We start from the raw sequence: 11,797 nt of genomic DNA on the forward strand, positions 1-11,797 counted from the left end.
GCCGTAGGCAGGTGCGTCGGAAGTATTAGCGATATGATTTTGTGTGGCCAGGGTCACTCCGTTTGCAGTAGCAAAATTGGCTATAGGAGCCACAGAGTTATTTTTATAGTAGTACAGTATCTCATCGGTTTCGGCACCGCAAAAACTGGTACATGCGCCGGTCTGCCCCTGGTCCCTTATCTGCGGTGTCACCAGCAAATAGGAGTTGTAGGCAGTGCCGTTATAAGTCAGGCCGTCAGGTGCCAGTTTGTTTTTAAAAAGATCGCCGGAAAAGGCCGGAACATTGGCCCATTCGGATGGCTCCATCGGGTTCAGACCCATTCCGTGAAGGTTCACAACGTTAGTTTCAGAATTGCTGGGTGCAACAGCATCCGATGTTTTGCGGCAACTGTTCAATGCCATCGCTGCAACCGATAAAGTTATTAGAGCAGTAATAGTTCTTTTCATAAAATTAGGGTTTAAACAAGTGATTTTAAATAACTTAACTGAAATCTAATATACAATTTTTATTTATTGTAATGTGCGAATCTTGCCAACAAAATAATTAACAAGAAATGAACATTGAAGTGAAGATGTTCGCCGAACGTGTTACAAAATAGCGGACGGACAGAACGGAAGCCACCAAAAGTACCGTCATTGCGAGGAACGAAGCAATCTCTACACAGGACGTTCAAGGAGCAGAATTTTTTTTGCTGTACGTTCAATAACAAATATCTTCTCCCTGATCTGCATAGTTCGGAGGTTGCTTCGTTCCTCGCAATGACGCGCGGAGAGAGTATTGTAACCTTTTCAATCCGAAATCGTCTCCACGAAAAATAGCTATTCCTTGTTCAAAAACAAATCGTATGAAAACGTTAGGGTTGATATTGCTGATCGCGCTCAGCGGTAACCTGTTTGCGCAGACCGCTAAGAGCCGGAGAATTGATTCGTTAATGACGGCGGTATATAACCGCGGGCAGTTTACCGGTTCCATTATCGTTGCAGATCATGACAAGGTGATTTATGAAAATGCATTCGGCTTAGCTGACAGGGCGAAAAATACACCGTTTACACTCAACACGAAGGAATACATCGGCTCTATTTCCAAACAATTTACCGCCATGGGGATCATGATCCTGCATGACCGCCAAAAGCTGAGCTATGATCAGTCCATCCGCGACTTTTTCCCGGAACTGCCTGTCTTTATGCAACCGGTTAGGATACGGCACCTGCTATACCATACTTCCGGACTGGCAATTTTCGACGATTATTCTGACATGACAGAAAAGGACGTTTTTAATATCCTGCTGAAACAGGATAAACTGCATTTTACACCCGGAGAAAAGTTTGAATACTGCAATGCCGGGTACTCTCTTTTGGGGATGATCATAGAGAAGGTATCTGGCCAAAGTCTTAATGATTTTATGATGCAAAGCATATTTAAGCCATTAGGGATGAGGCATACCGAAGTAAGTGAGGGCAGTCATCGGAACACGGTTAGGGCCATTGGTTATGATCTATATGGTGCGGTTAACAGTTATGATACCTTTATGGGTGGCAACGCATCCATTATTTCCACAGCGGAAGATATGTATAAGTGGGATCAGGCGATGTACGATTGTAAACTGGTAAAACCGCAAACGCTGGCCGAAGCCTTTACACCGTCGGACAAGGTAATGAACAACCCGTCGTTGCTGCTTAAGGATGATATGTTTGGTGATAAAAGTTATGGCTTTGGCATTTGGATAGCAATGCGCAACAGCGCTAAAGACTTTTTTCATGACGGTGCTTTCAGCGGGTATGCAACTTATAATGAAAGAGTAACTGATAGTCATACGGCAATTGTGGAGGTGACTAATTTGCGGCATGCACCTGTGTACGAGATTCGGCAGGCTATACTTAATATACTTGATGATAAACCCTATCGTCTTCCTAAAATAGATGGCAGCGTATGGCTAAACAACAAGATAGTCACTGCCGGGATTGATTCTGCCATATCACGCTACCGCATACTCCAAAAAACCGATACCGCTGATTACGAATTCTCTGAAAATACATTGAATAGTTATGCCTATATATTGTTAAGGGCAAACCTTGTAGCTGAAGCAATAAAAGTATTTAAGTTGAACACCGAGCTTTATCCAAACTCCGCCAATGTTTATGACAGTCTTGCCGATGGTTATGAAAAAGCAGGTGATAAAACGAAGGCGTTAGAAAGCTGCATGCAAGCTCTGAAGCTCGATCCGAATAGTGAGTATGAGAAGAATAGGGTGAAGGGGTTGCAGGGGAAATGATTGTTTTGTTGACTGTTACAGAATAACGGACGGACAAATTCAATGAGATTTGTATATTTGAATTATTATTTAAATGAAAGGCATCAAAGATGAATTACAAAATATCATTCTCGGAGATGAACAAATTGGCCCAGACAGCCAACTCAAAAAAGTCCAAAGTTTCCTTAGAGGATATGCGGGCACAAGCATCCCTTCTGAAAAACAGCAGCATTTCAAAGACGAAGAAACAGCAGCACTCATAGCTTTTGCTACAGAAGTAGGTCTTTTTTATAATCACCCCATCCTTCCAATGGTAGCTGTTCGCCTCACCTGTTACACCTAATAAAGAACGGAACAAAACACTCCCATGTCATTGCGAACGTAGTGTGGCAATCGCGAACTATGCAGGGCCGCTATGCAATCTTCGCCCTGTATAGTATGCGATTGCTTCGTATCCTCGCAATGACATAATTTATTAATGCGGTTATTTTCATTAACTTAGTATATGACCAACCGCAGGAAGTTTATCACACAGGCCGCAGCGCTGGCAGGGGCGTTTTCGGCATCGAGTTTGTTTAACCAGCTGCATGCTGAGGAATGGAAGCAGGCCTCCAAAAAGATCGACCATCTTTCGCCGGAGCAGGCTGCCATGGATGAGGATTACTGGAGCACTATCCAGAATGCCTTTAGCGTTAGTCCCAATATCATCAATCTGAATAATGGCGGGGTATCGCCGTCGCCACTGGTGGTGCAGCAAGCTGTGGCGCGTTATAACGACCTGAGCAACGAAGGGCCGTCCTACTTTATGTGGCGTATATTGGATCAGGGTCGTGAGCCCCTGCGTGAAAAGCTGGCGCAACTGGCAGGCGTTGATCCGGAGGAGATTGCCATTAACCGTAATGCTACCGAATCGCTGAATACGGTGATCTATGGCCTGAACCTGGAGAAAGGGGACGAGGTGATTGGCAGTAAGCTGGATTACCCCAACATTATCCAGGCCTATAAGCAACGTGCCATGCGTGACGGGATTGTGTACAAGCAGCTCAGCTTTGATTTTCCGATAGAGAATGATGAGCAGATTGTGAAAGCCTATGCTGATGCGATAACGCCGAAGACGAAGATCATCCACGTTACCCACATGGTGAACTGGGTGGGGCAGGTGATGCCGGTTCGTAAAATATCCGATATGGCTCATGCAAAAGGGATCGAGGTGGTGTGTGATGGCGCGCACTCATTTGGGTTGATGGATTTTAAGATTCCTGATCTGGACTGCGATTATTTGGGGACGAGTCTGCATAAATTTCTGTCGGCGCCTATCGGTAGCGGGATGATGTGGATAAAGAAGGAGCATATCAACAAAATATGGCCGCTGCTTTGTAACGGCGATCCGCATAGTGGTGATATCAGGAAGTTCGAGACGCTGGGTACACGCAGTTTCCCGATAGAGCAGGGTATAGGTGAAGCCATCAATTTTCACGAAGGCATTGGCAGCAAGCGCAAGGAAGAGCGCATCCGTTACCTGAAAAATTACTGGGCGACTAAGGTGAAAGATATCCCGAGGGTGAAGCTGCATACCTCGCTGAAGCCGCAATTTTCATGCGCCATCTGCGGTGTAAGTGTTGATGGTATGACTCCTGGTGAGTTGGATACCGCTTTGTTTAGTCAATATAAAATACATACGGTGGGTATAGTCTGGGAAAACGTAAGCTGTGTTAGAGTAACGCCTCATGTTTATACCCGCTTGGTTGATCTGGATAAACTGGTGCATGCGATAGAGAAGATCGCGTCGTCGAAGAAAACGTAATTGTTAAACAGCCTGTCATGCTGAACTTGTTTCAGCACCCCACAGGACATTCACGCTTGCTTGGTATGCGACTTGCATCTAATAGACTTGCCTATCGCAGACCTTTATGATGGGGGGCCGAAACAAGTTCGGCATGGCGTTCTTTCATAAAGAAAACTGATTATTATGCAAAACGAGCAACCTAACATACAATTTTCAACCCCACTTTTTATGGTGTCTAATATGGAAGCATCATTAAAGTTTTATGTAGATGGACTGGGCTTCAAAATCATGAACACCTGGACACCTCGTGGCACAATTGAATGGTGCTGGCTGCAACGTGAAGGAGGATCTATCATGTTACAGGAAGCAAGGATAACACCGGAGAAGCCTTATTTATCGGGCAATAAACCCGGTGCGGGATTGTCAATCTGGTTTCAATGCCTGGATTCGCTGGTGTTATATCATGAATTTTTGGATAACGGGATTAAAGCTGATGAGCCGTTTGTCGGCAATGGGTTGTGGGATGTAAGGTTGACCGATCCGGATGGATATTACCTGCATTTTGAGAGTAAGACGGATGTGGAGGAGGAGACGATGTATTCGGAGTGGAGGAAGAAGCAGTGAGCAGTTTTTAGTAGGCAGTTTGCAGTAATTATAATAAGCGTCATTACACAGAGTCAATAATCTCGCACTTGTGGTGTTCGCTATACCTGTTACACAAAATAAAGAACGGAACAAATACTCATCCGTTATTCCGTCCGCTGGTTAGCGGATCGGCATCCCACAGGACATTCACGCTTGCTTGGTGTGCGATTGGCATGTAGCGACCCGTCTATCGCAGACTTTTATGATGGGGTGCTGAAACAAGTTCAGCATGACATCATTTTTAATGCTGTTCTTTCTTCAATTGCCCTTCAATCGTATTCGCTACCAGCTTTGCCCATTTCTCATACATTTTTCCGGAAGGGTGCAGCTTGTCTTCTGCAAGGTAGGCCGGGTCATCGCCGATTTCGCGATAGAGTGAGGTGATATTGATATAGTTAACACCCGCTTTTTTGCTTTCTTCTTTATTGATGTGGTTGTAGGCGTCAATCTCCGTGGCTATTCTTTCAGGGTTACGCCCATTGGCGAAAGGAGTTACACCCCAATCAGGAATCGACAATACGAATACATGATGCTTATTATTTTTCGTGAAAGCAATGGAGGTGTTCAATAACTGCACAAATTGAGTTCGGTAAATGGCGGTGTCTTTATGCTGATATTGATTATTGACGCCGATCAGCAGTGTTACGATGTCGAACTTTTGGGTGAGGTTGGAGTTGGTGATTGCTTGAATGAGTTCATCTGTTCTCCAGCCGGTTTTGGCAATGATTGTTGGTGGGTTAATATGACGTCCTTTTTTATTTAGTATGGCAGCCGCTTGATTTGGATAGGATTGATCTGCCGGAACCATTTCGCCAATGGTGTAGGAATCGCCGAGGGCAAGATAGGTCAGTGCGTGTTGGGCAGTAGTATCCTTAGAATTCATATGAGTGGTTTGAGCAAATGCACCACAGCTGCATAAAGTTAAAAGGGCTATTATAGTTGTTTTCATACTATCTCCATATCGAACAATACGGAAATATGATGTTTTAAGTTTTTCTTGATGTCTTCTATATCAGCTTCTTTGCCCAGCTCTTTTTGCATGGATGTTACGGCTTTGTCGTCGATACCGCAAGGAACGATATTGTTAAAATAATCCAAATCAGTATTCACGTTGAAAGCAAAACCATGCATCGTCACCCAACGACTGCACCGAACTCCCAGGGCACATATCTTACGGGCATTTTCATTATCCGGATCGAGCCATACGCCGGTGTAGCCGGGGTAACGCTCTCCCTTTAAACCATATTGAGCCATCGTGAGTATTACTGCTTCTTCAAGCGTGCGCAGATACAGGTGAATATCGGTAAAGAAATTATCGAGATCGAGAATAGGATACCCTACAATTTGCCCCGGACCGTGATAAGTAATGTCACCGCCACGGTTGATCGGATAGAAAACAGCGTTCTTTTCCTTCAAGCCTTTCTCGTCTAAAAGCAAATGTTCAGGCTTACCGCTTTTACCTAAAGTGTATACATGCGGATGTTCGCAGAATACCAAATAATTTGGAGTTAACTCATCTTCTTCACTGTATTCATCGCCTTCACTGGTGATCTTGCGGTTGCGGATTCTGGTTTTCAGGTCGACCGTCTGGCCAAATATAGCTTCCTGGCGGTCCCATGCTTCTTTGTAATCTGTCAAACCCCAATCCTGGAAAAATACTTGTTTGTTCTTCATGTCCCTATCCCTTTACGTAGCCGATCATATAATCTTCGTACTGCAAATAATCTACCTTATAGTCTTTTGACACTATGCCTTTATTCAGGTGCGCCTTTACATGCCCTTCCTGAGCAAAGTTAAAAGGCTGAAGCGAAATATTATCTGCAAATGATACCTCTTTTTGCCCGTAGCACTTATAAACCGCCTCTTTGGCGCACCAGCAAACATATAATTGCTGTATTCTGTCCGGATGACCTATGAACTCCATTTCGGACGGACGCATAAACTTATGGGCAATGCGCTCTACCTTCTGTTTTATCTGCTCAATGTCGATGCCTACCTTGTGGGTTCTGCTTAACATTACCGCAGCATAATCAAATGAATGGCTGAGCGATATGTGGTAGGGCAAATGCACTAAATAAGGTTTGCCGTGCTCATCTACTTCACAGTCAATATACTCTTCGGTGTTCAGCATTTTGCGTAAAAGCACACGCGTGCCGAGCCAGTGGAGGTGTCGTTTGCCATGGCTAAGTTTCTCTACATAAGCCTTTTCGCGGTCGTTCAACTGAAGTTGATTGTACAAATCCTCCGCTTTCTCTTCTATTCTCCAAAGAGCAAATTCGGTATCAGCGTCAATTTGCTTTTTGTATGCTATGGCCATAAAGTAAAATTGCAAAAAGGATGGCAAAATAAATCAAATAATTATAATTTAGGCCAAATATCACAGTACAATGATTTTATCCGACAAACGCATTCTTGAAGAAATTGACAAGGGCCATATTATTATCGAACCGTTTAAACGTGAGTGTTTAGGCACCAATTCATACGACGTTCATTTAGGTAAACATTTAGCTACCTATAAAAGCCGTGTGCTGGATGCCAAACAGCATAACGAGATCGATGGCTTTGAGATTCCAAAAGAAGGCTTTGTACTCCAACCTAATACCCTTTATTTAGGCGTAACGATGGAGTACACCGAAACGCATCGCCATGTGCCATTTCTGGAAGGTAAATCAAGCACCGGTCGTTTAGGTATTGATATTCATGCTACCGCGGGTAAAGGAGACGTTGGCTTTTGCAATACCTGGACGCTGGAGATATCCGTTGCTCAGCCCGTGCGCGTATATGCAGGTATGCCTATCGGTCAGCTGATCTATTTTGTAGTGGAAGGTGATATCGAAATCATGTATAACACCAAGTCGAACGCCAAGTATAATAATCCGACTACCCGTCCTGTGGAGAGTATGATGTGGAAGAACAAATTTTAAGAATTGCCTGTCTGCTTAAACTAATATTTGTTTAACCGGGTTTGGTTTTGAGATTTGATTGTGAGTTTGTAAATTGCGTCACAAGCCTTACACATGAAAATCAAAATACCTTTCCTCGCACTTCTATCTATTCTTTTATTCAATATTCCCTCATTTGGCCAAACTGATAGTACTTTTTTAAGCCGGGCACAACAATCACTTACAGAGCATTTCAAAGTACAGCCTGTAGAAAAAGTTTATCTGCATTTAGATAAGCCATCGTATCTGCCGGGCGACACCATTTGGTTTAAAGCCTATACAGTAATAGGCGAGAAGCATCAATTGTCTGTGTTGAGTGGCGTTTTGTATTGCGAGTTGATTAATACACAGGATTCTGTGATAAGCAGGCATACGCTAAAATTGATCTCCGGAATATCAACCGGCGACTTTATACTTACCCGCAACTTAAAAGCCGGCAATTATCATATCAGGGCTTATACCAACTGGATGCGGAATGCGGGGACCGATTATTTTTATAACCGCGAGATCCATGTCGATGCGGTTTCAATTACCCCATCACAATTGAATGCTACAATAAATAATAAACCTGATGTGCAATTTTTCCCCGAGGGAGGTGAATTGATAAAAGGTATCCGCTCAAGGGTCGCTGTGAAATGTGTTGGCAGTAACGGGCTTGGCCAAAATATTAAAGGCACCATATCGGACAATGAAGGTAATGAGGTTGCGGTATTTGAAACCCAGCATTTGGGTATGGGCGTATTTGCGCTGATTCCCCAGCAGGGTAAAACATATAAGGCAACAATTTCTCTTGATGATAATTCTAAATTGGTTGTTGACCTTCCTCCGTCAAAAGATGATGGATTTACTTTAGCGGTCAATAATAATGATGCTGACAGTGTTTATATTAAAGTAGCTGCAAGCCCCGGTCTCTTTCAGGCTAAACAAAACAGACCATTTTACTTAATAGCGCAATCGGCAGGTAAAGTTTATTTTATGGCCGAAAATAAATTGACCGCTCCGGTTTTTACTGCGCGTGTAGATAAAAAGCGTTTCCCGTCAGGCATAGCTCAGTTTACATTGTTTTCTGACGCAGGAGAGCCTTTAAACGAGCGCATAATATTTTGCAGGAGCGATGATTCATTACAAATAAAAGTCACAACGCCTGAGCTTAAGTATGCACCGCGGCAGAAAACCAGTATAAAAATGAATGCCCGCGCAAACACCGCGCAAATAGTTCAGGGAAGTTTTTCGGTTTCGGTTTGTAATGAAAGTTTGATAAACCCGAATGAAAATAATGAAAGCACCATTTTAAATAGTCTGCTGCTTACATCAGACATAAAAGGTTATATAGAGCAACCTAACTACTATTTCATTAATACCGATGATAAAAAGCGCTCGGACCTGGATGTGTTGATGTTAACACAGGGATATCGCCGTTTTCAATGGGAGTCGGTATTGAAAAACAATAATAATCCAATTATCTATCAACCTGAGCAATCATTACAAATATCAGGCGCATTGAAAACACCTTCCGGCAAAATTGTACCCAATGGCAAGATCACTCTTGTTGCCACAAGTCAAAACCTGCTTACGGATACAGTGACTGATGCTAATGGCAATTTTAAATTTACTGATCTGAATTTACCAGATACGGCAAAATTGGTTTTGCGTGCCCGCAAAGAAAACAACGGCAGCAATGTGTCGATTTATGTTAAGCAGACTGATTACCCGGAAATAGCAAAAAGCAAAAAAAGCCATGATGCAGGTGAGACAAAATTAACGCCTGAAATGATTCAAAATATTGCTAATTATCAGCGCAAATTAAGGGAGGACTCTATACAAAACAGCAGGCATCTGGCAGGGGTTACCATAAAAACAAGCAAGGAACATGCACCGGATAAATTTAATAATTATGGTACTGCAATGGAAAGAAACCTGGATTTGAGCAAGGCTAGAAACTTCACGTCTATTTTCGAAGCCATTAAATTCATTGCGCCGCATTTTCGTGGTAATAGAGTAATATTAAATGGCCTTGATCTGGACGCCAACAGCGATATCCTGAATACTTTTACAATAGATAATATACAGGAAATAAGATTAGTCGATCCTTTCGGGTTTAACCTTAATACAGGTAAAATAAATGAATCGGGTACAATAGTAGTTACAACGAAGGTGTATGCCGGCACAGATACTGTAGCATTGAAGGGGGTTGTGATCAGGGCGAAAAAGAAGTCGAATGAACTGGATCTTTCGCATTCTGCTAATTTGAAAGGCGGCGGAAATGCTGATCAGGTATTATCAGGGAAAGTATTGGATGGTTGTATAACCTTGTCGCAGTGCCTGCAGGGAAAGGTTTTTGGAGTAAATTTTGCACAGGATGGTACACCTATTAATACGCGCAGCGGTGGAGCAATGTCGGTAATAGTTGATGGTGCAATATTAAGTGGCGACTATCTGAATAATCTGGACGCAAATAATATTTATAGTATAGAAGTTTTAAGAAGCGTTGAAAGCAGGACGATATACGGCACAAGTATAGCAAAAGGCGGCGCCCTGGTTATTACAACAAAAAGCACAGCCGACCCAAACTATGTAACGAGTGTGAGACCTGCCGGATTGATCACCTATCCATTTACGGGATTTTACAAAGCCAGATCTTTTTACGTGCCTAAATACGATCACCCTAAAAAAGATGGCGAGCCTTTAGATCTTCGTACGACGGTTTACTGGAACCCATATATCATCACCGATAAAGATGGTAATGCATCTTTCGATTATTATAACGCAGATACCAAAGGGACCTATCGTGTAGTAATTGAAGGTATTGATGATGAAGGCAAATTGGGAAGACAGGTATTTAGATATAAAGTGGAATAGTCAATAGTAAGTAACTTGTCTGGATTTTTATTCACTATTGACCATTCACCATTCACAACTATCACTTAGTTAAATAATATTTCTCCCAGAAATCAACGGATTTTGATAGTTCACTGCGGTCGACTGGTGCGCTGTTGCCGTTACCTCCGCCCATGCGACCGCCACGGCCTCCACCTCGTCCTCCACGACCGCCGCCTCCACCACCAAAGCCACCGCCACGTGTCATGCCTTCATGATTGCCATTATCTTTATCTTGCCCTGGCCGGGTTATGCCATTGATCTTGAAGTTAAAGGCCCATTCATTTTTTGACAGGTCCTCAGCATGGAAAAATTTAAGTGGGATGGCCGCTTCATAAACCAGGTTGCCATCTTTATCGTAGTCAATCGCTACTTTAAAACCATAGGTGTTTGAAGTAGTCATAGTTTCACTTTCGATGTCTTTAAAGCCGGTAACTTTTATCTCTCGCAATTTGGTGAGCTTGGCCTTCATTTCATCTTCACGATCTTCCTGTTTTACATCATTGTTGCTATTTTGCAGGTCCATCGCATTATCTGCCATGCCTTGTGCGCTTTGATCGCCTACAGGGAATGTCATTGTAAAGGTTTCTTTCTTTTTACCGCGGATATCAATACCTAAAGTTAGTCCTGCCCGCAATACCCTTATCTGCTCACTGCGATCATTAATTCGGATAGCCATGTAAAGATTATCCTGATCATTTGCGAGTGCGTAGTTTAATTGTTTTTCCTGGTTGTAGTAGCGTAAACTATCACCCCATTCTTTCAGGTCGCCGTCAATGGTAATGTTGGAAGGTGGTGGCTGTAGTTTGTTTGCAGCTTTATCCTGCCCAAAAGCGGCAGTCGATATAAAAAGTTGTAAGAAGCCAATGCTTAATAGGGGTACAAATAATGTCTTCATTGTAATTGTGACGAAAGTGTTACTTTTTGACAAGCTAACATCTTTTTGCCTTTTTTATTGCCGAATTTAGGTAATTTTGTCATTACAATGCCGACAGAAACCCAGGAAGAGACCCTAACGCTCGAGGAAATATTAGCCGGGCTGAAAGAGATGCATCGTCTTATCTTATGGAATGATGATGTGAACACATTCGATCATGTGATCTTCTGCATGATGAAATACCTGGACTACTCCGAAGCACAGGCTGAAAAAATAGCCTGGAAAGTTCATAACGAAGGTAAGTGTGCCGTATTGGAAGGTTCATTTACCGAGATGGAAATCTACCGCAAAATATTGCAGCAAGAGGGTTTGACGGTTACCGTCGAGTAAAACCTTTGTTACAAGTCTGTCTCTTAAT

General features: G+C 43.0%; 12 protein-coding genes. 7 read left to right on the forward strand and 5 right to left on the reverse strand.

Annotation, left to right across the window (positions count from 1 at the left end):
* Positions 1-447: hypothetical protein (locus VIM89_RS07105; protein ID WP_488155448.1), on the reverse strand; the 447-nt coding region annotated here is incomplete at its 3' end.
* A 398-nt stretch (positions 448-845) separates the two neighbouring features.
* Between VIM89_RS07105 and VIM89_RS07110 the strand changes: the two genes are divergently transcribed.
* The 4 genes from VIM89_RS07110 to VIM89_RS07125 all read left to right on the forward strand — a co-directional run bounded on the left by VIM89_RS07110 (position 846) and on the right by VIM89_RS07125 (position 4,662).
* Positions 846-2,273 (forward strand): serine hydrolase, encoded by a 1,428-nt coding sequence (locus tag VIM89_RS07110; RefSeq protein WP_488155449.1) that lies wholly within the window; start codon positions 846-848, stop codon positions 2,271-2,273.
* 73 nt (positions 2,274-2,346) lie between these two features.
* Positions 2,347-2,595, forward strand: coding sequence for a hypothetical protein (locus VIM89_RS07115; protein ID WP_488155450.1), 249 nt, complete (start codon positions 2,347-2,349; stop codon positions 2,593-2,595).
* Between the two features lie 162 nt (positions 2,596-2,757).
* The gene (locus tag VIM89_RS07120) at positions 2,758-4,056 is read left to right on the forward strand and encodes an aminotransferase class V-fold PLP-dependent enzyme (protein ID WP_488155451.1); all 1,299 of its coding nucleotides are present in this window, start codon (positions 2,758-2,760) and stop codon (positions 4,054-4,056) included.
* Between the two features lie 165 nt (positions 4,057-4,221).
* A complete protein-coding gene (locus tag VIM89_RS07125; RefSeq protein WP_488155452.1) occupies positions 4,222-4,662 on the forward strand; it encodes a VOC family protein in 441 nt (146 codons plus the stop codon).
* A gap of 262 nt (positions 4,663-4,924) precedes the next feature.
* Here VIM89_RS07125 and VIM89_RS07130 read toward each other — a convergent pair whose 3' ends face one another.
* The 3 genes from VIM89_RS07130 to VIM89_RS07140 all read right to left on the reverse strand — a co-directional run bounded on the left by VIM89_RS07130 (position 4,925) and on the right by VIM89_RS07140 (position 7,000).
* On the reverse strand, positions 4,925-5,566 hold the full coding sequence (locus tag VIM89_RS07130; protein ID WP_488155453.1) for an SGNH/GDSL hydrolase family protein: 642 nt from the start codon (positions 5,564-5,566) through the stop codon (positions 4,925-4,927).
* Between the two features lie 62 nt (positions 5,567-5,628).
* Positions 5,629-6,357, reverse strand: a complete 729-nt coding sequence (lipB, locus tag VIM89_RS07135) for a lipoyl(octanoyl) transferase LipB (protein WP_488155454.1) — start codon at positions 6,355-6,357, stop codon at positions 5,629-5,631.
* A 4-nt stretch (positions 6,358-6,361) separates the two neighbouring features.
* The gene (locus VIM89_RS07140) at positions 6,362-7,000 is read right to left on the reverse strand and encodes a 4'-phosphopantetheinyl transferase family protein (RefSeq protein WP_488155455.1); all 639 of its coding nucleotides are present in this window, start codon (positions 6,998-7,000) and stop codon (positions 6,362-6,364) included.
* 70 nt (positions 7,001-7,070) lie between these two features.
* On the opposite strand from VIM89_RS07140, the gene dcd reads away from it, so the two are divergent.
* Together dcd and VIM89_RS07150 are read left to right on the forward strand one after the other, a co-directional pair.
* Positions 7,071-7,607 carry a dCTP deaminase gene (gene dcd, locus VIM89_RS07145; protein ID WP_302901264.1) on the forward strand — a complete coding sequence of 179 codons (537 nt, stop codon included), beginning with the start codon at positions 7,071-7,073 and terminating at the stop codon, positions 7,605-7,607.
* Between the two features lie 93 nt (positions 7,608-7,700).
* Positions 7,701-10,484 carry a hypothetical protein gene (locus VIM89_RS07150; protein ID WP_488155456.1) on the forward strand — a complete coding sequence of 928 codons (2,784 nt, stop codon included), beginning with the start codon at positions 7,701-7,703 and terminating at the stop codon, positions 10,482-10,484.
* A 61-nt stretch (positions 10,485-10,545) separates the two neighbouring features.
* On the opposite strand, the gene VIM89_RS07155 is transcribed toward VIM89_RS07150, so the two are convergent.
* Complete coding sequence (locus tag VIM89_RS07155) at positions 10,546-11,400, reverse strand: hypothetical protein (RefSeq protein ID WP_488155457.1); 855 nt, start codon at positions 11,398-11,400, stop codon at positions 10,546-10,548.
* 87 nt (positions 11,401-11,487) lie between these two features.
* On the opposite strand from VIM89_RS07155, the gene VIM89_RS07160 reads away from it, so the two are divergent.
* Entirely contained in the window at positions 11,488-11,769 is a 282-nt protein-coding gene (locus tag VIM89_RS07160) for an ATP-dependent Clp protease adaptor ClpS (RefSeq protein WP_488155458.1), read from the forward strand.
* Positions 11,770-11,797 lie beyond the last annotated feature (28 nt).

This window comes from Mucilaginibacter sp. (genome assembly GCF_036568825.1).
GTDB lineage: Bacteria > Bacteroidota > Bacteroidia > Sphingobacteriales > Sphingobacteriaceae > Mucilaginibacter.